The organism is Bradyrhizobium sp. 132 (assembly GCF_023074185.1).
Taxonomy (GTDB): domain Bacteria; phylum Pseudomonadota; class Alphaproteobacteria; order Rhizobiales; family Xanthobacteraceae; genus Bradyrhizobium.
On record NZ_JADPKY010000114.1, the window covers coordinates 74,703 to 97,195 of the forward strand.

Annotated in this window: 18 protein-coding genes and 3 pseudogenes; 7 read left to right on the plus strand and 14 right to left on the minus strand. The window is 57.7% G+C overall.

The window, feature by feature from the left end; genetic code table 11:
• The first annotated feature begins 69 nt into the window (after window positions 1–69).
• Window positions 70–873: a DUF87 domain-containing protein gene (locus tag IVA74_RS24360; RefSeq protein WP_247348845.1), complete on the plus strand. Its 804-nt coding sequence runs from the start codon at window positions 70–72 to the stop codon at window positions 871–873.
• Window positions 874–1,279: 406 nt separating this feature from the next.
• Here IVA74_RS24360 and IVA74_RS24365 read toward each other — a convergent pair whose 3' ends face one another.
• Entirely contained in the window at window positions 1,280–3,478 is a 2,199-nt protein-coding gene (locus tag IVA74_RS24365; RefSeq protein ID WP_247348846.1) for a hypothetical protein, read from the minus strand.
• A 701-nt stretch (window positions 3,479–4,179) separates the two neighbouring features.
• Between IVA74_RS24365 and IVA74_RS24370 the strand changes: the two genes are divergently transcribed.
• On the plus strand, window positions 4,180–4,716 hold the full coding sequence (locus IVA74_RS24370) for a hypothetical protein (RefSeq protein ID WP_247348847.1): 537 nt from the start codon (window positions 4,180–4,182) through the stop codon (window positions 4,714–4,716).
• A gap of 131 nt (window positions 4,717–4,847) precedes the next feature.
• Here IVA74_RS24370 and IVA74_RS24375 read toward each other — a convergent pair whose 3' ends face one another.
• The 11 genes and pseudogenes from IVA74_RS24375 to IVA74_RS24425 all read right to left on the minus strand — a co-directional run bounded on the left by IVA74_RS24375 (window position 4,848) and on the right by IVA74_RS24425 (window position 14,187).
• Complete coding sequence (locus IVA74_RS24375) at window positions 4,848–5,921, minus strand: PDDEXK nuclease domain-containing protein (protein ID WP_247348848.1); 1,074 nt, start codon at window positions 5,919–5,921, stop codon at window positions 4,848–4,850.
• A 13-nt stretch (window positions 5,922–5,934) separates the two neighbouring features.
• Window positions 5,935–6,114 carry a hypothetical protein gene (locus IVA74_RS24380; RefSeq protein WP_018458975.1) on the minus strand — a complete coding sequence of 60 codons (180 nt, stop codon included), beginning with the start codon at window positions 6,112–6,114 and terminating at the stop codon, window positions 5,935–5,937.
• Window positions 6,115–6,228: 114 nt separating this feature from the next.
• A pseudogene (locus IVA74_RS24385) lies at window positions 6,229–6,542 on the minus strand (transposase); the annotation flags it as partial.
• A gap of 306 nt (window positions 6,543–6,848) precedes the next feature.
• Window positions 6,849–8,039: an MFS transporter gene (locus tag IVA74_RS24390; protein WP_247348849.1), complete on the minus strand. Its 1,191-nt coding sequence runs from the start codon at window positions 8,037–8,039 to the stop codon at window positions 6,849–6,851.
• Window positions 8,040–8,065: 26 nt separating this feature from the next.
• On the minus strand, window positions 8,066–8,644 hold the full coding sequence (locus tag IVA74_RS24395) for a hypothetical protein (protein WP_018458978.1): 579 nt from the start codon (window positions 8,642–8,644) through the stop codon (window positions 8,066–8,068).
• The gene (locus IVA74_RS24400) at window positions 8,644–8,955 is read right to left on the minus strand and encodes a chorismate mutase (RefSeq protein ID WP_247294229.1); all 312 of its coding nucleotides are present in this window, start codon (window positions 8,953–8,955) and stop codon (window positions 8,644–8,646) included. Before IVA74_RS24400 ends, IVA74_RS24395 begins: the two co-directional genes overlap by 1 nt.
• On the minus strand, window positions 8,952–9,953 hold the full coding sequence (locus IVA74_RS24405; RefSeq protein WP_346730976.1) for a hypothetical protein: 1,002 nt from the start codon (window positions 9,951–9,953) through the stop codon (window positions 8,952–8,954). Before IVA74_RS24405 ends, IVA74_RS24400 begins: the two co-directional genes overlap by 4 nt.
• Window positions 9,950–11,974: an aminodeoxychorismate synthase component I gene (gene pabB / locus IVA74_RS24410; protein WP_247348850.1), complete on the minus strand. Its 2,025-nt coding sequence runs from the start codon at window positions 11,972–11,974 to the stop codon at window positions 9,950–9,952. The genes IVA74_RS24405 and pabB overlap by 4 nt, the downstream gene beginning before the upstream one ends.
• Window positions 11,975–11,976: 2 nt before the next feature.
• Window positions 11,977–12,588, minus strand: a complete 612-nt coding sequence (locus IVA74_RS24415) for an aminodeoxychorismate/anthranilate synthase component II (protein WP_247294233.1) — start codon at window positions 12,586–12,588, stop codon at window positions 11,977–11,979.
• A 648-nt stretch (window positions 12,589–13,236) separates the two neighbouring features.
• Window positions 13,237–13,632: a hypothetical protein gene (locus IVA74_RS24420; protein WP_245288520.1), complete on the minus strand. Its 396-nt coding sequence runs from the start codon at window positions 13,630–13,632 to the stop codon at window positions 13,237–13,239.
• A gap of 159 nt (window positions 13,633–13,791) precedes the next feature.
• Window positions 13,792–14,187, minus strand: coding sequence for a hypothetical protein (locus tag IVA74_RS24425; protein ID WP_247348851.1), 396 nt, complete (start codon window positions 14,185–14,187; stop codon window positions 13,792–13,794).
• Between the two features lie 153 nt (window positions 14,188–14,340).
• On the opposite strand from IVA74_RS24425, the gene IVA74_RS24430 reads away from it, so the two are divergent.
• Window positions 14,341–14,751 (plus strand): hypothetical protein, encoded by a 411-nt coding sequence (locus tag IVA74_RS24430; protein WP_039800528.1) that lies wholly within the window; start codon window positions 14,341–14,343, stop codon window positions 14,749–14,751.
• A gap of 11 nt (window positions 14,752–14,762) precedes the next feature.
• On the opposite strand, the pseudogene IVA74_RS24435 reads toward IVA74_RS24430, so the two are convergent.
• Both IVA74_RS24435 and IVA74_RS24440 read right to left on the minus strand, forming a co-directional pair.
• Window positions 14,763–15,037, minus strand: a pseudogene (locus IVA74_RS24435) (SOS response-associated peptidase family protein); the annotation flags it as partial.
• Window positions 15,038–15,684: 647 nt separating this feature from the next.
• Window positions 15,685–15,828, minus strand: a pseudogene (locus IVA74_RS24440) (IS3 family transposase); the annotation flags it as partial.
• Window positions 15,829–16,223: 395 nt separating this feature from the next.
• Here IVA74_RS24440 and IVA74_RS24445 point away from each other — a divergent pair.
• The 4 genes from IVA74_RS24445 to IVA74_RS24460 all read left to right on the plus strand — a co-directional run.
• Window positions 16,224–16,439, plus strand: a complete 216-nt coding sequence (locus tag IVA74_RS24445; protein WP_247348852.1) for a DDE-type integrase/transposase/recombinase — start codon at window positions 16,224–16,226, stop codon at window positions 16,437–16,439.
• 940 nt (window positions 16,440–17,379) lie between these two features.
• Complete coding sequence (locus IVA74_RS24450) at window positions 17,380–17,928, plus strand: VOC family protein (RefSeq protein ID WP_247348853.1); 549 nt, start codon at window positions 17,380–17,382, stop codon at window positions 17,926–17,928.
• Between the two features lie 81 nt (window positions 17,929–18,009).
• The gene (locus IVA74_RS24455) at window positions 18,010–19,305 is read left to right on the plus strand and encodes a PLP-dependent aminotransferase family protein (RefSeq protein ID WP_247348854.1); all 1,296 of its coding nucleotides are present in this window, start codon (window positions 18,010–18,012) and stop codon (window positions 19,303–19,305) included.
• Window positions 19,306–19,676: 371 nt separating this feature from the next.
• Window positions 19,677–22,493 (plus strand): amino acid adenylation domain-containing protein (locus tag IVA74_RS24460; RefSeq protein ID WP_247348856.1); only part of this gene is annotated, 2,817 nt, incomplete at its 3' end.

Genomic DNA, 22,493 nt, shown 5'->3' on the forward strand with positions numbered 1-22,493 from the left:
TCGGCCCTGCGCGCGACCCTCGATGGGGTTCAGGTTGCGATCGCGATCAACGCCTATCTGACCTTTTCATTGGGGGCCGGCGAAACCGTCATTGGCATCATTACTGATCTTGAGGCACGTGAGAGCTTCGATCCCACCAGCGGCGACGAACTGAACCTGGAACTCATGAAACCGCGCCGGACCGCCAGCGTGCAGTTGCTGGGTACCATCGAGCATGCCGACGATGAGCCGTCCTTCAGTCCGGGTATATCCATCCTGCCAACACTCGATACACCGGCAGAAATCGGATCACCTGACATCTTGCGCGCCGTGTTTGAAATCCCGCCCCGTCGCAACAGGCCGGAGGGTTATGATGCGAGGGACTTTGACTGCGACTTGAAGATCGGATTTCCGACGGGCCAGGCGCGTAACGTCGTCCGGGCGTCCTACAATGACCTGTTCTCGAGGCCCTTGGCCATCGTCGGTAACACCGGGTCGGGCAAGTCATTCTCGGTGTCGAACCTCATTCAGAAGGCCATGAAAGCGCTCGACGGCGCAGCGGAGGACCCGCATGTCTTCATTCTCGACATTAATGGCGAATACGCCAAAGCCTTTCCTGCCGCAAAAGCAGCGGTACGCTTGCCGGATCGCATCTATCTCAATGGCAAAGAGTTCGGCCTCCCGCTCTGGTTCCTGAACGCGGAGGAGATCTGTGCATGGCTGAGCGCGGCGGAACAGACACAGGAACCCGTGTTGAAAGACTGGTGGGCGATCGCCAAGGGCGGCAATGCCACAGCTGCGGCCAGTCTCGGTTCCCTGCAGAACGCAATGAGCGCGCTCGATCAACTTCTCAGCGACAAAGATCAAGAAGAAGGCTGCGGGTTCCTATTGTGACGCCGTTGCCGGCCATCTCGCGAACACCGATATCGACACTACGGCGTTCGATAAACTATTCATCTCACATCGCTCCGCCAACGACTACAACACCGAGGTCATGAACAATCAGGCCGTGATCGCGGCCGAAAGCTAGCAGACCGTCGACGATGTGGGTGGCGCGAGTAATCATCTGGATACTTTAGCTATTGTTCGACCGAGTCTCGATGATTGCCCAAGGTCTCGATCTTCGGAAATACCACGATAATAAAGGCCTACGATTCCTGAGGGAGAAATACGTCTAGGTAAGTTAAACCTAAGAAGTTTCAGGAATTTCCAATCTATCGACATTCCTCTATCTGGCAATGCCGTCCTGGGCATGAGATTATCGATGCGTCGTTGGGGTAGATCGGGAAGAACACCAAGGCTACCTCCGCGGAAAGGTAGCCCGTCCCTCACGCCGCAAGATTCCTATGAAGTCATATGGTTCATCTGTTCGTGGTACGAACCAATAAAGCGCGAGCATGTCATCCCGGCCGCCTTGCTCGAAGGCGCTGTTCGCTGCGTATCGGAGATTAGCCTCGAATTGCTCTGACGAATTTGGCGCACCCACCATGACAGAGATAGTTTGCAGTCGCGCAGATGCCCCCTGCGTGAGTCCCATAGTGAAGAAAAAGTCGGGGCGGCGTTTCACTTCCCGCAGCCCTTTTTGCATGAACCGCTCGATCATCCGCTGACCTTTGCCGTTCACGTTGAGGAGACGATGGCCAAATCTGGTCCAGCCTGATGGGCGCCGTCTCTCCAGCGAGCGGAGAAGCTCTTCCCAGAAAGGTGTGCGTTTGATTGGGGGCTTTGAAAGCTGCTGCATCCGTTTGTCGGAGTACAGTGGCGTGAGGCGAAGCGATCGTCCGTACCATTCTTGGCGCGCGCCATCGAACTCATCTTCCCCGAGATTGAATTGCGTCTCTACGTAGATCGCGAGCAAATCCAATTCGTCGGCGCGATAATTCGCATTCTGCTCGAGTTCCACCCTGCGGCTCAGATAGTGACAACGTTCGATCTCAAGAGACAAGGTTTCGAACACACTCTCCAAGTCGAACACGGACATTGACGGAGCGATGTCCTTGTCGACCGGAATAAGACCGACCTTTTTTAGCTGCAGCCAATGCGAAGAAAGGGGACCAACCGCATCCTGAAGAATGTTGATGCGGATCACTTCCCGCACCTCACCGGCGTTTACAACCCATGACCCTTGTTTGGTTTCAAACTCGATCGGTCCGCTTGCATTATTTACGTGTTTCTTCAACCGGAGTGATTGCTCGGAGGGCGCTACGACGAGTGCTTGAAGAACCTCCTTTAGACTCCCGATTGCGCCGCGGCTTGCCGGCGCGCTGATCTTTGCGGACTTTGCCTCGAAAATAAGCATCGTCTTATCGATCACCGCAACGATATCCGACTCCCACCAATTTTGACCCCCGTCTTCGCTCCATTTAACGGCGTCACGTACCTCCGCACTCGGCAGAAACTCTCGGATCACGGCACTTAGGCGCGCCTCGAGCCAATCCGCTCTTGCCTTCTCCGCAAGCTTTTTTAGGTTGGGCTTTGTAGCGCAGAGCGCTTCAAGGATTTCAGCAAGATGCGTCCCGACAATCTGCGGACCGCTGCAGAATACCTTGTGTGCATTGATCTCAATGAACGGCTTCAGGCGGACCGGGTTGCTGAGGTGGAGGTGTTGCAGAACGCCTTCTGTGACATCTCCGAAGCGGAGCATAAGCGCGGATGTCACAACCTCTTTCAATGCGGAACGCTGCTCAGCCGGTGCGTCGGCGACCAGTTCGTCTAGGGGGAAAGTGAAGGCCTCTCGAAGTCTTTGCTCACTCAAATTCCAGAAGTGAGCATGCAGGCGGCGTTTGTCACGGTGCCACGGCACAGTTTCCGCTGTGACCCTTGCCGCGGCTTCGGGCTCCAAGCTTTTCACGTAGGCCTCGATCATAGCAGTCCCAGACTTCTTCTGAGCCCACGAGCGAAGGTGGCCGATATGCGCCTGGAGACGAAACTCCGATCTTTCCATGATCGATGACAGCATCGCGACCACGGCGCTAGCATCGCATCCAAAATGGTGGCGAAACGATGCGTTTACCGCGCTGGCAAGGCCTTCCGCATAGTCCTGGGTCTGATAGCCGCGCCGTGTTCCCCGAACTGCCAGCGTCCAGCTCTGGATCAGGGCGAGCATTTCACGCTGTTGGTTTGCGCGGAAATCGTTGGTTGTTTTGCACTGTGCCTTACCGCGGTAGGCCTGCCCATTGCGTTCGATCAGGTCGATCACGCGCTGTGTGACTGCGGGATAGTCGTCTTCATCATTGGGCACACCACGGGGACGTGCAAGGGCTAGTGCCTGAACGAGCTCGATATGGAACAGTTCGAGAGCCTTTGTACCGATCTGCTTGATCCGATCCGGACCCCGCATAATTAAGGAGAAGCCGGCCCGCGCAAGGATTTCCAAAGCGTCGACCGAGCTGACCTCCTCGGTAAGGGTCTCGAGTGTCTCACTGAATTCGTCGCGGGCGGCCGAGCCCTGGCGATGCGCCAAGGCAACTTCTTCGTCGGTCAAATCGACGTCGTGCATTAGTGACACGTCATTCGCCTACTTTTGTTTTGGCTGCGCTGCCTGCAATGACAGCCTGTCATCTCACGGAGAGCGCTCGAATACTACTTGTGGAAGCAGCTGTATTTATCGCTGCTTTGTCGAGCGGGCTTTATGTTTCGACGCCGTTCTGCCAAGGTTGAGAGGGATTCGCAGACTGTGTATCTCTGCGTGCGTTGAAGCCGTTGGCATCGGCGTGAATAAGGGGGGAGACACCGATTGCCGACGGCTGGGACCATCACGGTCAAAGAAACTCTAGATCCGCTGGACGGGGCTTTCCAGGGGTTGAGCGATAGCATTGCCCAAGGCGGCTATGCTTTCTGGCTTGGGTCGGGGATCTCCCGTGAGCGAGTTGTTGGGCTCGATGGGGTTCTGGAGAAGCTGATTGATTTTCTAAGGACACATACCACCGCTGATCCCGCGTGCCCTTACGGTAAGGCGCTAGAGAAAATCCTTGGAATGGCATCGCCTTCCGCCGATGAGCGCAAGGAAATTGATTTGGCTAAGCCCGTGGCAACTTGGGCCTGCCGCAAAGCTTTATTGGGCCGACTCTGGAACCAATACTCAAAGGTTCTATCAGTCGAGATACCCGCGGAAAGTCTTGACTATCTTCTATGGGTTGGCGTCGATTTTAGGAATACATTCTCAAATCAGAATCCGATGCGGAGCATTTGGCAATCGGGATGCTTGCGCTCGAAGGCACTGTCACCGAACTCGCCACCGCAAACTGGGACGGCCTGCTCGAGGGGGCGATGAAGGCTCTGGGCCATTCCGATACCTTCTACCGCGTCACTGTTACAGGCGACGATCTGCGCGGTGCGGCCGCGGCGGCCAAATTGTACAAATTTCACGGCTGCGCACTTCGAGCGATCGAAGATGAGGGCAAATACCGACCGCTCTTAGTTGCTCGTTCCGCACAGATCACGAGCTGGATGGGAAACGACACGTTCAAGATTACTCGCGACCAGCTTGAAGCGCTGATCCAGCGCGCGCGCAGCCTTGAGCTGAGCGAGGATTTCAAGTTCTTGGCGCAGCATGGCGTGCGCCTGCAGATAGCGCGCCTCTGCGATCGCTCTCTCACATGGTTCCAGGCCGATCACGAAGGCCGCGAACAGGGCATCGCGTTCGAAGGAGGTCTGATCACCTTCCACAATGGCCCCATTGATGCGCAGCAGACCGCTGGCAAGCACGCCAGTCACGAGCATGTGGGCGTCGATTAGTCGTCCAAAGGCGACCATGGCTTTGGCCTTCGCCTGATCTCCGTACACCTGCTGAACGGCATAGAGCGTGGCGGCCGGTTCGATCAGCGCCTGCTTGTGACGCTCGATAGGTTCGTCGTTGAGCGTCTCAATCATCGGCGTTCAATGCCTTGAGATCGGCGAGGAAGACCGTCCCAATCTCCACGGCCCCGCTTCGCCGCGTCCGAGTCGACGTCTACGCCATGCGAGGCTTCGTTCATGACCCGCAGCGCGCCGAGCATCTGCTCGGTGCTGGCGGGCACCGGTCCCTGCCGTCGTAGATCGCGCAGCATGTTTATGATGCCAACGGGCCGATCGAAGACGAGGCCTCGTTCCGAGGCGAGGTCGCGAACCGCGCGCTCGATTTCGATGCGAAGTTTGACCACGGACATCAGCGGAAACTCCCGGGCGAATTCCGCCGCAGTTGGGAGATCCTCCTCGAACTGGGGTGGGAGCGCATGGGAGAGTTGATACTGAGCGACGCCCATCGGCTTGCTGGAATCTCGCAGGGCGTATTCCACGATCACCTCGTTGCGCCCCGTGCACAAAATGATGCCGATCGTCGGCTTGTCATCCGGATGGCGCAATTTCTCGTCCACGGCTGACAGGTGGAAGTTCATCTTGCCCGCGAATTCGGGTTTGAAGTCCTCGATCTTCAACTCGATCACCACGAAGCAGCGCAGTCGGAGATGATAGAAGAGTAGGTCGAGATAATAGTCCTGTCTGCCGACTTCGAGGTGGTATTGGCTGCCAACGAAGGCGAACCCCTTGCCGAGTTCCAGGATGAGCGAGCGTAGGTGCTCGATGAGACCGCGTTCGAGATCGCGCTCCAACAGTTCTGGGCCAAGCGAGAGGAAGTCGAACGTATAGGGGTCTTTGAGTATCTGCTGGGCAAGCTCGGATTGCTCGGACGGGAGGATCCGTGAGAAGTTGGTCAGCGCACTGCCTTGACGGGCGAATAGATTGCTGTCGATCTGATGGACGAGAACGTTCCGGCTCCAGCCGTGCTCGATCGCTTGGCGGGCGTACCAGCTGCGTTCCTCGGGTGCCTTGAGGGCGTCGAGGAGGCGGACGTTATGGCCCCAGGGCAATAGTGCAACAACCTGTTGCACGAATTCGCCGTCGGGCCAGGCTTCGGCGAAAGCGCGCATGTATTTCAGATTTCGGGCTGAGATCGGCTTCGCCACTGGCAACGGCGAGCTAGATCTCCGCTCCGGTATTGAACAGCGCCAGGTTGAGCTTGACCCTAGGATTGGCGGCGCCAAACTCCTTCACGTTGCTGGGAACGAGATTCGAGGCGAGGCCGCTTATCATCGCGACCGTGATCTCGCCCCGCCGCCGGCGCAACAGGATATGGATGCGACGATATCCGTAGCGCACGCGGATCTCGCAGATGCTTTTTGATCCTATGCTTGAGGTCGGCCTGGTCGCCGCGTTTCGACTTGTAGACGTACAGTGCACGATCGATACCTTCCAGTCGCTGCGCAACTTGTCGACAAGTTCGCGCTTGCGGCCAGGCCTCAGAGCTTTTTTGAGAGCACGTCCTGCAGCATGGCCTTGTCCAAAGACAGGTCGGCGACGATCCGCTTCAGCTTGGCGTTCTCTTCCTCGAGCTGACGCAGCCGCCTCATCTCGGACGGCATGAGTCCTGCATATTTCTTGCGCCAATCATAGAAGGTGGCGTCGCTGATCCCGGCCTTGCGGCAGACTTCGGCCACCGGCGCACCGTCTTCCGCCTGCTTCAAAACAAATGCGATTTGGGCCTCGCTGAACTTCGATGCTTCATGGAGCTCTCCTCGTCCCGACACGGGATCATAATTGGAAATTCCAGTTCAGACTGGCCTCATTTGGCGGGAGAGGTCAACTGCACTTAGCAGGTGAGGTAAAGCTGAGCGCAATGCCGCGTGAGCAAGAGCGAATCAGGGCGAGCGAAGCGGGCGCACGAGAGTCATCTGGCACGAGCCAGATGGATGGCTGACAAGCGCTATCGACCACGTGCTGCATGGTGATGTCCATAGTCTAGACTGACGAAGGGCGTATGCGGCTTGCTCCGCGCTTGACCAAGCAGACCCGACAAGCATCCTGGTGGTCGATCGTGCTCGATTTCACCCCGTTCATGCCGCATTCGCAGCTTCCGCAGGCGCTGCATCACGCATGAAGGCAACAGCCAGCCCGACGCCGATGAGACCAATCAGGATGGACGCCACGGCCAGCGATGTGACTCCGCTGATCTCGACGAGGATGCCGCCGAGAAAAGCGCCGATGGCGATCCCTGCGAAGGTAGTCGAGCTGTTCATTGCCAGGACCAGCTTCGACCTATCCCCGGCTAGGCCGAGGAGCCGGTGCTGGATCGGCACCAGATACATGTAGCTGACGTTGCCCCAAAGGAAGGCGAAGAGCACGGTGAGGGCACCATGGTGTCCAAATGCAACCAAACCTACGAGCAGGATTAGCTGTGCGCCTATGGCTGCGATGAGGACTTTATAGGGGCCGAAACGGTCAGTCAGAACGCCACACGCTGCGTTTCCCGTCACGGCTCCGAAACCGTAGGCAAAGAGCGCGGCCGAGAGCAGAGGAACCCCGGCAAGCAGAAAACCGGTGATGAAGACGCTCACATAGGAATAAACGATGAACTCGGAAACAACGACGAATAGTGTCACGGAAAGGATACCGTAGATGATTTTGGAGAATTCTTTGGAGGTCGGTCCGTTTCCGCGCTCCGGCATCTTGGCAGGGATTCCAGACATCATCGGGGCGAAGATCATCAATGCGAGAAGCCCGGCAATGACGACGAAACCGAATGCGAAGCGCCAGCCGATAGCACCTGCGATCCAGCTGGTGGCCGGGACGCCAGCAACCTGTGAAACGGTCATGCCGCCGAAGATGAGGGACAACGCGAAACCTTTGCGGGTAGGCGGCAGGAGCTCGGCGGTTAGTGCGGTAGCCGCCGGGGTGAACATCGCCGCGCCGTAGGCCGAAATGACGCGACCAGCAGCAAGAATTAGGAAGTTCGGCGCGACCGCGCAGATCAGGTTACCGATGATGAAGATCGAAACGGACAGGATTTGGACATTGCGACGGCTCATGGCCTTGAACATCCAGGCATTCAGCGGCGCGAAGACAGCGTAGCAGAGTGCGTAGATCGAAATGATCCAGCCCGCCGCGCCGGTTGAAATCCCGAGGTCACGAGAGATCACATCGAGCGCCCCAATGATGACAAATGTGTCCAGGCCGATAGCGAAGGCGGCGATGGTCAGAGCGGCAATGACGAGTTTCGTTCGCGCGTCAGGAGGGGAGGAGGTCATGACGGTGCTCGTTCAGGTTCGTGTGTTCAAGGCAGCACGTCATGCAACTCAGGATAGGGGCTGGCGATGATCGTGTCGGAGTAGCGAGGGCGGGGACCGTACAATAGCCAGGTCGTCACCACCTCGCCAATCTCCTGCATGATCTCGAGCTTTTCGGGATGTTCGAGCGCCGATCTGCTGTAAGCAACGCCCGCATCATACACGCCTTCGAGGAGTTTTTTCTCTACAACCGGCTTTGTCGTTTCGAAAATCAGCTCATTCCAAGCATTCTTGTCGATATACCCCATCGTTGGCTCGGGGAGACCCAGCGACCGAGGCTCCTTTACGTCCTTGCGTTTGACGACCGCGATGCTCTGGGTGGGCAATATGAAGGTGTCGACGACCTGCAGACGGTCGCGGAATTTCTCGGTCACGAGATGGACATTCAGGTGCGCGCTGCATTGGAGGACATAGCTGTCGCCGCGATCTGCGGCCTCGGCCGCGGCAGCCACGAGATCGTCGACGAGTATGATGTCTTGCGGCTCGATCCCTTGGAACTCGAGATATTTCAAGGTCGCATGATGGTGACAGCTTCTCGCTGGGCCGAGCGTGTAGATGCGGACCATCAGGAGACGTCCATCTGCTCGTCTATGATCATGGCTTCGAGCTCGCAGGCTTCTCCTATGATCAGCGAATAAAGATCTTCAGTGAATTCCCTGCGCAGGCCGCGTTCCGCCCCAATCTCGGCGCAACGCGCCTTTACCTCTGTAACGCGATCGGGTTGCATCATCGCGATCCCGCGTTCCTTCTTGTAGCGTGCAACCTCAGCGCAGACGGAAAGCCTCCGGCTGAGGATGTCCACCAGTTGTTTGTCCAGCTTGTTGATGATCTCCCGAAATGGAAGAAGGCCCGCGTCGGGGGTGAAGGTATCAGTCATGCATGGCTCCTGCCCATTTCCTGCATTCCAAGTCGCAGGCCGGCGGCTAGATGCTTGGCGCAGGCCGACAACGTGTCCAGCCGGTAGCCGCCCTCCTGTACGAAGCAGATCGGCTTGCCGATCGAGGCCAATGCCAGGCCGATCTCTCGGTAGATTTCTGGCGGAAGTGTCCAACCACCATGCGGATCTCCGACGACGATATCGAACCCCAAGCTGACAACCAGAACGTCCAGCGTGGCGGCCCAGTCGGATTCCAAGAGCCCGCGAAGCGCCGATGTGTATGCTGCCGGGCTCGGATCGGTCGGAAATTCAAGATACCTGTGGCTGCCGAGTGCTGGTTGAAGTTGCGGGATCCAGGGGAAATTGACGTCAGTCCGGGCGTGCAGGCTGGCGAAACCGATATCCGGGTGTGTGCTCAGCACATCGCTTGTTCCATTGCCAGGGTGGAAATCGAGGTCGAGGATCGCCAGCTTGCGGAAGCCCGATGCGCGCAGGCTCAGCGCCGCGACTCCGACGTTGTTCAGCAAACAATACCCACCCATGAAGCTGCGCCCAGCATGGTGCCCTGGCGGCCGACATAGTGCGTAACTTACTAGAGTTCGCTTCGAGGCGATTGTGGTCGCGGCTGCGAAGCCGGTAGCGGCGGACAAAAGGGCGCGCTGATATATCCCCGCGTCGACGGATGTGTTTTGCGGCACACCGGGCGCGGTATATCTTCTAGCAAGCTCGGTGATCTCTGGCTCTTGTGGATGTGGCCCGAAGCGGAGTGCCTCAAGGTAGCCCGGATCATGAAGGCTGCCCAGGATCGATACGACCTCGTCCGTGACGGTCTCAGGGGTCGAGATAAATTGGACACCAGGCGAGCTTTCCAATCCGCTTCGGATCTCGTTGATTCGATCCCCCACTTCCCTTGAAGGCTTACTCGTCCCCGTCGCATCGGCGATAAGGCCCCCAGGGCTAGGTGAGACCGGCGTCGTGTGTACGGTTAGCCAGTTCACAGAAGCCTCCTTCGTCGCCGTTCTCCCGCCGATACGAAGCCCATGCTTTCATAGAATGCGACGAGCCTCTCGGCGCCGGAACGGTCGGTCGAGGGAAGAGACACTTCGACCATGGGCCAGCCCCGCACCCGCGCCTCGCCATCCAGGGCGGCCAGAAGCCGTCTCCCATTTTGAGCCGAGCGATAGCGGGGATCGACCCAGAGCTCCTGCAGGATGCCATAGTGGCCTGAAGCCCTTACTGCGGTGACCTGGGAGACGACAGCAATGCCGATCACTTCGGCTGCCGGCACATCCTCCATTATCAGGGCGAAGCCGAGCCGCGAATCCATCGCGATTTGCCCAGCAGCGCTGACCGCCGTCTGCCGGTCGAATTGCGGCCCCGGTCCTCCGAGCTCCGTGAGAAGCCTTCCCACGCATTGTGCAATCGTGTCCCTGTCCTGGAATGTCGCCAGACGGACACGATGTGCAGAATCGGGTACTGTTTCCGCGCCTGCATCATCGTCTGCGCCATCGATCGCCACGTCATGATCTGGGTTGCCTGTCATGGCCTCGGCAATCGCACGGATCGGTTGGCGCGCCTTGAGGAGAATCTCTTCGAACTCCGCCTTGGGGTCAGACAACGCGACGATGGCCCCGCCGCAACCGATACTCAGTTGGCGTCCCCGGCAGACGATCGTTCGGATGACGATATTCAGATCAAGCTGGCCGCACAGAGACAGATAACCGATCGCCCCCGAATAGATACCTCTCGGCGCTTGTTCCAGTTCATCGAGGAGTTTTAGGGTTCGAATCTTAGGTGCGCCCGTCATCGACCCGCCTGGAAAACACGCAGAAATGCAGGGGATGATATCGTCAGGCGACACCAGTTCGCCACGAATGGTGCTGACCAGCTGGTGTACGGTCTTGTAGCTTTCGATGTGCATGAGGCTTGGCACATGAACGCTTCCGGTGCGGCAGATGCGGCCGAGATCATTCCGCATCAGGTCCACGATCATGAGATTTTCGGCCCGGCTCTTTTCGTCCAGACGCAATTCTTCTGCGATCCGCTCATCTTCGGCTGGGACCTCATGTCGAGCCGCAGTGCCCTTAATGGGCTTGGTCTCGACAATGAGGTTGCGATCGATCTTGAGGAATCGCTCCGGGGACGAGCAGGCAACACAGAGATCTCCAAGTCTGAGGAAAGCCGAGTAAGGGGCCGGGTTTCTCCGCCTTAGGACCCGATACAGATCAAGCGGGTCGATCTCTGCCGCAACAGTAATCTCGTTTGTCAGGCAGACCTCGTAAGTCTCGCCGGCGCGGATCTCGGAAAGGCATCTTTCGATTTGTTCTAGGTACCGGGCTCGCCCCTGACGAAGCTTAAACTGAAGCGGAGCGCTTTTTGCGTTTGGTGACGATGGGGTAGTGCTGGGGGCTGCTTCGATGCGCCGAATGTCACGTTCGTTCTTGCTGATCCAAGGGGCGACCTCGTCAGCCAATGCGGCCTCGGCTTTGGGGTAGAGTGCGACGATATGGATGCTGCCATTCTCATGATCGAAGGCGAGGAATCTTGTGCAGAAGATGAAGGTTGCATCTGGACATTTAGAGGGTGGGGAGCTGACGCCGCAGGTGAGAGATTTCAGTTCGTAACCGAAATAGCCCACGTGGCCCCCTTTAAAGGGAATATCTGGCACGTCGCCCTCATCCTGCAGCTTGCAGGTGGCATGGTTATCGGCGAGGAACTTGAAAATCGATCCGGAGATGGTCAGCTGGGGCGCCTGGCCGTCGCGAGTAATCTCGATTTCCTGTCGAGACGCATCGTAGGATGCAAGATAGCTGCCCGGTCCGCCAAGCCCTTCTATGAACGACCAACGCGACAGCCCGGGCACCAGCATACTGCTGTCCAGCCAGAAAGCAGGCTGTGTACCCCGGAAGAGGTGCACGAATACATCCTCAGCGCTGGCTCTGCATGAGATCGTCGAACTTCTCGCGTCATACTTGGTCGTTTCGAAGGGAAAGTCGCTAAGGCGGGGCATGCCCAGCATGATCAGGCCACCTCCAGGCGCACAAGTGGGGACCGCGCTACCGATGGGGCGCATACATCGGAGAGGAAGTTAGCAAACATCTCTCGTCCGTATTGTGAGCAGATGGATTCCGGGTGAAACTGTATGCCGTAGTGCGGCAGGTGCCGATGCCGGAGTCCCATAATGACGCCATCCTCGCTCATGGCAGTGCATTTAAGACATTCCGGAAGCTCACCGGTCACTGCCAGCGAATGGTATCTTGTCACATCGAAGGAGCGGGGCAGCCCCAGGAACAGGTCCGTCCCGGAGGTTGTGATGGTGCGGATCCGGCCGTGGAGGGGCTCCGGCGCGCGGGAGACGGATGCGCCATGAAAATGGGCGATGGATTGATGCCCCAGGCATACTCCCAAGACCGGAACGGCGCTGCCGGCCAAAACATCCATCGTAGCGCCGACATCTTTTGGAGTATGAGGATTTCCCGGCCCCGGCGAGAGGATAATGCGATCATGGGGGATCTTGCGGATTTCTCTCCATGGCACGGTGTTATCGAGGACGATGGGGTCTCTACCATTCACCTCACCGATCATCTGGGCAATGTTGAATGTAAATGAGTCGAAGTTGTCGATTAGGATCACCGATCTCTCGGAGCCTGCCCCGTTTGCTGCCATATTTCTTTCCCGCCGCGAGTGGCCTAATCCCTTGCACAGTCATCATGGCTGGAGCGGCCTTAGTGCGCAGAATTCCTACCGGCGATGAGCGAGTGGAATCGATCAGGTCCGTTAGCGCCAACTTTTGGCACGCGACGCTCAGCCTAACGTTCATTAACCAGCCTAACGTTCATTAACCAAGAATTGCCATGTATCGTTCATCTCGATCAATCACCAGCGTTGGTAGTTGACCGGCGCGCAAAGCTTGGCATGTCGCTATAGAACGAGTGCAGGGTTGGGGCTCTTGGACGCTGATCGGGTTGGCTGCGTGGCTGTCGCATGCATTGTGCGGTTTGATTGCTGGGCCAGGTAGGCGAGCTCGCTGAGCATCATTAACTGCAACGCAGCGGGCCCGGATGATGAGACCTGCCAGGATGCGTTTCTGGTGCATCTAAGGGAGGGGTTTCTCGTCACTGACGCGCCGCCTCGTCGCCTCTGTCGACGGTGAAGATCACCTGCCCACCGCAATGAGCGATCTCCTGAAATTCCCGCCCTTCGCTCATGATCGCAGATCCCGCAGAATTACGAACGAAGCGCCCGTGCGAGCGTGTGGCGCTTCAATTCAACCTCGCACTATCAGTTCTCACTGCCGACTCGATGGAGTCGGAAGAGCTTGTCGAAGAAATCCGCAATTCTCGCCTCGGAGCCGTCGCCGACAACTTCGTTCGCACCGAGGCGGTATACCTCATATCCGGCAAGCCGCAATTCCCGGTCGGCCGACACCATGTCGGCGTAGACCTTCAGCGAGGGTTTGCCGTCCTCTGAGAAATGATGCTTGCTGTCGACCTCGATGACGATCCGCTGGCGGTCCGGGAGCAGCAACAGAAAGTCCATGCGTTGTCGTGGTAGAGGTAGGCGGTGGCGTAGCAATTTGACGATGGCGGGGTCGTAGTGAAGATAGACCTGCAGCAGCAACGCCGACAGATGATCTCCGAGGCTGGGCCTGTACTTCTTGAAATAGGTCGCGAACACGTTGTTTTCACCGTCAGACGACAACGATTGTCGAAGGCGCGCTCCTAAAGGCGACGCAAAACGGTTACATCGTGAGTGCCAAGCTCGAGATGAATTCAGCCGACGCCGCAGAGCTGCCGCCGGAAATCATCGCTCAGCGTCACGCGCTGACCGACAGCGTCAAGGCGGCATCACGCGCCGCTGCGGCGTGCCCATCGGTCGACTCGGATATTGAAAGTTCTGTTCGGAGGCGCGGAGTTCGGGAAGAACAACGAGATCGTGAAGGCCTTTACGAATGCGCTCCACGATCTCGAGCATGGGCTCGGGCCGAACAATGACATTGTAAGAAACCTTGATAACGCAAAACACGATCTCGAGCACGGGCCAGGCCCGAACAATGAAATAAGGAAGCTCGGCAGACGTCTGGGTTTGTAGCAAGAAGGGCGCGAATACATGGCCGATAAAAAAAGCCCAGACGACATGCTCCGCGAACAGTGGGGCAAGGCGTCGGCTTACGCTTTCAGGCACCGTTGCGCTATTTCTTCTGACGCGCGGCGCGAAGTCCGGAGCGGGCAAGATTCTCGAAATCCTCGGACTAGACTGGTCTTCGCTCAACGCTCATGCTGTTGCCCTTCTCGGTGTTCCCGTTGTCGCCACGCTTTGTGTCTGGTCGCTGTGGTGGGCGAAGGCTTTTGCGAGGCGACATACGGACGGGGCCTGGTTCGATAGGTGGCCACCAAATCCGATCTTCGACTGATATCGGATAAGGCCCGCACTGTCGCGATCTGGTCGTTGATCCTGTTCGTCGCGCTGCCCCTTCTCGGTTTGGCTATCCTCGAGGGAACATTTTTGCGCAGAAGTTTGTACTTTGCGATCGACGGCAACTTTAGCTGTCCTCAAAACTGCAAGGAGGAGGTCGGTGTATTGGCACATTTCTGGCCGGCGAATGGCCTCCCCGACGTTTCCAAGACGGCCTATCGTTACGACGGAAATCTCACCTACGTGCCGGTTTGGCAGCCCATATTGTGGTTGCTTTTCGGCATTGGAGCTTTGATCTATGCCGTGTCCTATTTGCGGCTAATCTTTGGAAACTCCGCTTCTCGCCAGCCGTCGGTCCAGATCCAGGAAGCGACGTCGTAGATCGTTCCGCTTCAAGTCTCCGGACCGGGATCTTCCTTCTCGCCGGTCGCGACGATCTTATGGGACGCTACGCCTCGTCCCACGGTTCCCGCATCCAGATGTCGCGTTCCTCTTCCGTCATCAGAATGACGGGCATTGCCTCGGGATGAACGCGCTTGACCTCGGCGTTCGGATCGCACGTCAAGAAGCCGAACACATCGATGGTATCTTTGCCTGCCCTTGCCTTTCGGACGCCCGTCCAATTTGTCCAGAGGCCGGCGAAGGCCAGAAGCGGGCGACCCTCTTCGCGTGGGATAGCGCACAGCACGGTGCTGATGATCTCTTTCGCAGAGCGTGATACGCACGCGACTTGGGTACGGCGGCACAGTGTCGCACCGCGGCAGCGACGCCAAGAGCGCTGGGTCCACTGGCAGGTACACTGGAACGCCTTCGATCAAAAATTGATGTAGTTTCAGCTGGATAGGCGAGGGTTCGATGCCGCCCCTGTGCTCCGCATCGGTACTCTGCTCCTTGCGGCGACGGGCCGCTTGGAGTCCTCCCTTCACATCGGAGCGACAGGTTCCTGTGTTCCTTGTCAAAGCCTGATCCGAGGTCACGCCGCCTTCATGCCGGACGCCGGTTGGGCAGTCAGCAGGCTCCCCCCAACCCTTGCTCGCGGGATAGACATCCTGATCCCGGTTTCGACGTCGATAGAACATGTTACGACACGTCATCAGCGGTTTACTTACGTTCGTCTCCTCGGACCTCACCTGACGGAGTTTCCTCCGCCTTTTCTTCCAACGCTCACCACCAGGGCTCTTTACCCTCGCAGCTCGGACTGGTTTGAAGTCTTCCCCTGCAGGCCGACCTCGGAGGGCCCTCCTCCATCTCTGACAAAGCTTCGCAAGGCTTCATGCCGAAGCCTGACTTCCACAGCACACGATGTCCTCATTGCTTGAGCGACCGCCACAGCCGCTCGATGAAGACGTTGTCCATCCAACGACCGCGGCCATCCATGGAGATCTTGATCCCTGCGCCCGCCAACGCGCCGGGTGAAGGCGCACTGGTGAACTGACTGCCCTGGTCGGAGATCGAGAAGCTGCACGCCAAGATCGGACAACTGACAGTCGAGCGCGATTTTTTAGCACGGAGGTCCGGAAGATGAGCACGCCGGACCGTCGAGGAATGCTCGATCGCGCCGACCCAGGCGCTGTCGATCCGCCGGCAATGCATGTTGCTTGGCATCGCGCGCTCTGGGGTCTACCGGCCGCCACGGCCGGCCAACGACAACGGCCTTGCCCTGATGCAGCGGATCGACGAGCTGTTCACCGCCTGGCCGTTCCTGGGCTCGCGGCGAATGACCACTATGCTGAAGGCTGAGGGGCTTCAGGTCAATCGCAAACGCGTGCAGCGCCTGATGCGCAAGATGGGCATCGCGGCGCTGGGACCGAAGCCGAACACGACGAAGCCGGCGCCGGGACCGGCCAAACCAGGTGTGGGCGGCCGACATCACGTATTTGCCCATCGGCCGTGGCTTTCTCTATCTCGTCGCCGTCATCGACTGGGCGAGCCGTGCGGTTCTGGCGTGGCGGTTGTCGAACACGATGGACGTCTCGTTCTGCGTGGCGGCTCTGGAAGAGGCGCTGGCGACGTACGGCACGCCGGAGATTTTCAACACCATCGTCATGTTGCGCAGCAGATTGGGATAGATCTTGTGGCCTCGCGTTCGCGCACGTCCTCGCTCTCCCGCCGGACACCCGCGTCAAAAGCTCGGGCCGCCTGGTCCAGCAGTTGCTTCTTCCAGGCATAGATCTGGTTCGCGTGAACCTCATGGCGCTGGCCAGATCGGCCACCGTCGCCTGCTCCCGCACGGCTTCCAGCGCGATCTTTGCCTTCAACGCCGCGTCGATCTTCCGTCGTGTCTTTTCGTCATCATGCCCTCCGTCTATCAAACGGAGCGGCCCTTTTCCAACTAAGCCTCTGGTCCTAAAATCGGGGTCCATTTCAATCATGGTTGCGGGAACACGTTCCAACGGCACCAGAGGTGATCTCTTCACTGACGGTCCGTGTCGTTGTGATGAGCCGTGTCCGGTTGAAGACGTGCATGTAGGACGTCCGACAGTAAGGCTGGCGCGTAGCCCGCCGCCTCAGTGCGAAGCACGAGGTTTTTGCCATTCTTTAAGCAACACTCGCACCACCCCTTTTGCGGCACACTGATTGCTAGGGACGCGGGGCAGAGCCGTTGGTTGCTGCGGATTTTGGAGGGCGGCAGCGACGCCCGCCAAGTCCGGATATAATGTAGGTTTTGCGATGAGCCGGATGAGGCGGTCCGACAGTCGACCTTCTGCCCCGCGCGGTCTCGAAAGACCGCGCTGGTCGGCTGCCTTCATTTCACTGGTTAGTACATGTGCTCTTTACTTATGCTGGAGTCGCCGGAATTCCGAGAAGCCCTAAGGCTACGAGAAGAGCTCAAAGCGAAGCTCCTTCGCGCTCAATTGGATGTGGCCAGGTATAAGGCTGAGTTGTCGGAACTCGAGCAAAGGATGGTGAGGGATCTTGATCTTAGAACGGAACTGATCTGTTGGTAGCAGCGTCGTTCGCGATGGGTCGCTTCGCTGTTCAAATTCTGCGAGTGAGAGCGAGGATGTTATGCCCAAGACCACCGGTGGTAAGGCCAAACAGGGTGCCGTTATAGATGGCAACCGAACAAGCGCGAGTTCGCTGTCACAATTTCGCGGGATCGATCATATTGCGATTGCTGTGCTCGACCTTGAAGCCTCTATTGAGTTCTTTCGGGACGTGCTGGGCTTTGAATTGAAATGCCGGTTTCACATCAAGGGTCGAGCGACCGGCATGCTATCTGCCGAGCTTGAGACCCGAGGAATCAGGTTTGTTCTGTGCCAGGGCACTGAACCGACGTCTCAGGTCTCAGAGCTCGTGCGCCATCACGGCGTTGGAGTTGCTCATATCGCTCTTGAGGTCGATGACGTCGATGCTGCTGTAGAGGCTCTAAAATCTCGTGGCTTGGGATTCGATACGAGTGTGATTCGAGGTCCTGGATTGACGCAGGCCTTCTCAAGTCGGTCCATTGAAACGGGGCTTAGCTTCGAAATCATTCATCGAGGCGGAGAGACTGGCTTTCTCGAATCGAATGTCCAGCAGCTTTTCGACCAACTTGAGCAGTCTGGAAAATATTGAGCAATAGGACGTGTACACCTCGATGAGTCATGTCGGACACCGGTGTGATTTTATCCTTCCACGCTTTTCCAAGAGTCCAGGATGAATGTCAGGTCGCAAAAATCAGTAATGAACTTCCTGAACGAAGTCTCCAGTCTGTTTCCGTCAGCTGTCTCGCTAGCGTCAGGCAGACCGAGTGACCGGTTCTTCGATAGGCTCAATCCCCAGGTTTTGTTGAACGCGGTGAACGTGTATCAAAACGATTCAGTTGGTGGTCACGGGGGCGCCCACGGATGGGCTCACTTGCTGCAGTATGGACGAACGGCCGGCATCATCAACGAGCTCGTTGCGCAACAGGTGCAATGCGATGAGGGGGTTCCGGCGAGCGCGGACCGCGTACTGATCACCTCAGGATGCCAGGAAGCAGTCGCCCTCTGCCTGCCGGCGCTCTGTCCGGAGCCGTCGGATGTGCTGCTGGTCTGCAATCCCACCTATATCGGTGCGATCGGTGCAGCCAAGGCTACAGGAGTCGCTGTCGCGGCGTTGTCCAATTCAGAACCTTGCCTTGCTGACGCGATCGAGCTCGCCGTGCTGCAATTGCGCCAGAAAAGTCAACAGGCCCGGGCAATATATCTTATCCCCGATTTTGACAATCCGACCGGACGTGTTCTCGATGCAGACGAGCGACGCAACATCCTCCAAGTGTGCGCCAGACACCGGCTCGTCGTTTTAGAGGACAACGCATATGGGCTGTTTCGGTATGACGGCGATCCGGTACCCCCGATGGCCGCTTTGGATGAGGTCGGAAGTGTTATTTACCTTTCCACATTCTCGAAGACAATAAGCCCAGCTCTTCGCGTCGGAGCTGCAAGCCTGCCCGACACGATGTTTGGAGACGTTGCTGCTCGTCGGTCGCTTTGGGAAGATCTGGTCCAGCGCAAGAGCTTCGTTACCGTCAATACGAGCCAAATTGCCCAAGCGATCGTCGCGGGGCTCTTGATTCAAAACGGAGGACGTTTAGGCGATTGGATACGACCGGCTCTGGATTGGTACCGTGAAAATCGCGACATTATGTTGTGTGAGCTGGACACTGTATTTTCGCCTTTCTCTGATCAAATTCGATGGAGCCGTCCCTCCGGTGGCTTCTTTCTAACTCTTGATCTTCCTTTCAGATTTGGCGCGGACTGCGCAGACGAGTGTGCAAGGCGTGACCATGTCATCGTTACGCCGTTGAGCTTCTTCGCGTTGGATAACTCTCAAGACTGCAGGATACGATTAGCTTTTAGCGCGGTTACTCCCGAGCAAATCCGAACCAGTGTGACAGGTTTAGGTCACTATGTAGCGCGGCGCCTGGAGCAGAAATTGCTGAGGCTGCGCGACGGAGGGGCCCGGGGGTGAAGATAGTCGATCGCTTTCCTTTGGTGGACGCCAGCCGCGCACCTATGGCGGTATTCAGACGCAGCACCAGACGCTCGATCGGGTTACGCGCCACAGTACGTAAATAGTCAATTGGCGCGAGATCCTGAGTCCCGGGGGGATTGTTCTGAAGTGATCGACCGCGTGACCGTTGAAGACAAGTGTGCCTCGTTCGCGGCTCGCGGATTGCTTGTTATGGGCACGGCGCACGTTAGGAGGGATCTGTGCCAGTCTCATCGAGTTGCGAAATAGGCGATTGTGATAGACAGCAATCTGCAGCCCCATCAACCTCGTCTAGCGTCTTTGTTGGCAGTGGGACGCTAGCTATCAGGTGCGCTCAGCTAGCAATGGAGATGGGCCATGTCATCCGAGGGGTGCTGTGTGCCGATGTCATATTCGGCGATTGGGCTGCACGCGCCAATATCTTGCGCGCAGCGAGTGTTGAAGAGCTCTCCGCCTTACTGAATGCCCAATCGGTCGAGTTGATTTTTCTTGTCGGCAATCCATTCAAATTGCCAGCGGATGTGTTTCGTCGTGTCCACAAAGGCGCCTTCAACTACCACGACGGCCCGCTGCCACGATATGCAGGAACTCATGCCACGTCCTGGGCGCTGCTGGCGCAAGAGGTCGAATACGCAATTAGCTGGCATCGGATCGATCATGGTGTGAATACCGATGACCTGGTGATTGAACGTCAGGTATCGATCGCGCCCAACGATACTGCGCTAACTCTCAACCGTAAATGTGATCAAGCCGCCATCGTGGGCTTCCGCGAGCTCTTAACTGGCTTGGCGAACGGAGAGCTCAGTGTTCGTCCTCAGGCGGTAGTGGCGAGAAGCGATTTTCCGAGGTCTCGACCACCAGATGCGGCAGGCTGCATGCGGTGGAATCGTGCTGCGGAAAATTTGTCAGCGATGATGCGAGCCTTAGACTTTGGGCCGTATCATTCAAATCCGCTATGTCTGTCCAAGGCTCTGGTAGGCGACGACGTTGTCGTAGTTAGGAGCTTGGAGGTGTCGGCTCGACGCACGGGTTGTCCGGCAGGTACGTTAGTCGAAATCCACCCCAGCCACTGGCGTGTGGCAACAGATACGGAGGATGTTGATGTCTCGTTTGGCAGCGCGGATGGTAACGCGTTGGACGCGCGTGTGCTTGCGAGGGATTTCGATCTGGATGTGGGGGATTGTCTGCCAGTTTTAGGCGATGATCAGGCGCGGAGCATAACTGTCGCCCACGAAATGTTGGCGCCTCAAGAGCGTTTTTGGCGACAGCGGTTTGAGCGGTTCAAGGCATTGCAGTTTCCTTTTTTGTCGTCTCGAGAAGCTGGAGCTCGCTACAAATGGCAGTCGAGCTCGTGGTTCGTTCCAAGTGGTTTGGCCGAGCTGTCGCCGACCGATCGTGCGGAATACCTGATAAGCGCGTGGCTCATCTATCTCGCCCGCGTCACCGGCCAATCAGAGCTTCAGTTGGGATGGACTCCCGCACCGAAAAGTTCGCGAGCCGGGTTGAAGATCATAGACGCGCTTGTCGCTTCTGTCGTGCCAATGGAAATTACCATTGACCTCGGTCATGGTTTTGCTGCGGTGCGCAAAGTGGTGGCGGCCGAGTGCGCTCAGCTGAGGGAGTACGATAGCTTTGCGCGGGATCTTATCGCACGTTGTCCGTCGTTGGGGGGTATTGAGCTGCTACGATCGCGCAGACCATGGCCGATTGGCATCACGGTTGTGGCAAATAGCTGTTCTGCTACCGGTGTTAGCCTGAGTTCAGAGGCAATCCTATCCGGTGAATTATTGACGTTTGAGGTTTGTGCTCTAGACGGGCGCTTTCGATTGCACTTTGATGCAAGTCGCTTGGTGGCCGACCAGATCGACCGCATCACGCAGCATCTGCAAAGCCTTTTGTTTGAGGTGGCTGCCGATGCGCATCGGCCGGTGCAACGGATTGGACTGTTGCCGTTCGACGAACGGGTGTACTTGCTAGAGGAGCTGAACCGGACGGCGACGGCCTATCCGTCGGATCGGTGCATCCACGAGCTGTTCGAGGCACAGGTCGCCAAGGCGCCGGACGCGGTGGCGGTGGTCCATGAGGACGAGCGCTTGAGCTATGGCGAGCTCAATGCGCGGGCGAACCGGCTGGCGCATCATCTGATCGGGCTCGGGGTGAAGCCGGACCAGCCTGTGGCGATCTGCCTTGAGCGCGGCGTGGCGATGGTGGTGGGGCTGCTTGCAATCCTCAAGGCGGGTGGCGCCTATCTGCCGTTGGATCCGGCCTATCCGTGCGCACGGCTCAAGCAGGTTCTTGAGGATGCGCAGCCGCAACTGTTGCTGGCCGATGCTGCGGGACGATCCGCGCTGGGCGCCGATGCGCTGGCCGATCTGACGGTGGTCGATCTCGAGACGGCGACATCGGCCTGGGCGAAGCTGCCGGCCTCGGATCCCGACCCGCGTGCGCTTGGCCTGACTTCGCGCCATCTCGCCTATGTGATCTACACCTCGGGATCTACCGGCACTCCAAAGGGCGTCATGGTCGAGCATCGAAGCTTGGTCAACCACACGATTTGGCAGGCGGATAAATTCCATTTCACTACCCACGACGTTTTCTTGCAGCGAACCTCCCCCGCGTTTGATGCCGCCGTATGGGAGCTATGGACAGCCTTGTCGATTGGGGCGCGTTCAATTCTTCTTCCTCGCGACCTGCAATTAGATGTTCGAAAACTTTTAGAGCTACTGGATAAGTATGGTGTCACTGTTCTGCAATTGGTCCCGTCGCTTCTTGCAGCATTGCTTGCGCTTACCGACGTTGAGCAAAAGTATATCGGTTCTTTGCGTTTCACATTCTGTGGTGGAGAGCTTCTTAGAAAAGAATTAGCGAGCAGATGGTTGCAATTGACATCTCAGCCGCTTGTCAATCTCTATGGACCAACTGAGGCGACGATTGACGCGGCTGCTTGGCATTATTCCGCTGGATTTAATAGGTCAGTTGTCCCGATCGGCCGACCGATTGCGAACACGCGGATTTATCTGCTGGACGGTCATGGCGAACTTGTTCCGTTTGGGGCGATCGGAGAGCTTTACATTGGCGGGGCGGGGGTCGCGCGTGGCTATCTGAACCGGCCCGAACTGACGGCGGAGCGGTTCTTGGCCGATCCGTTCAGTGGTGAGGTCGGCGCA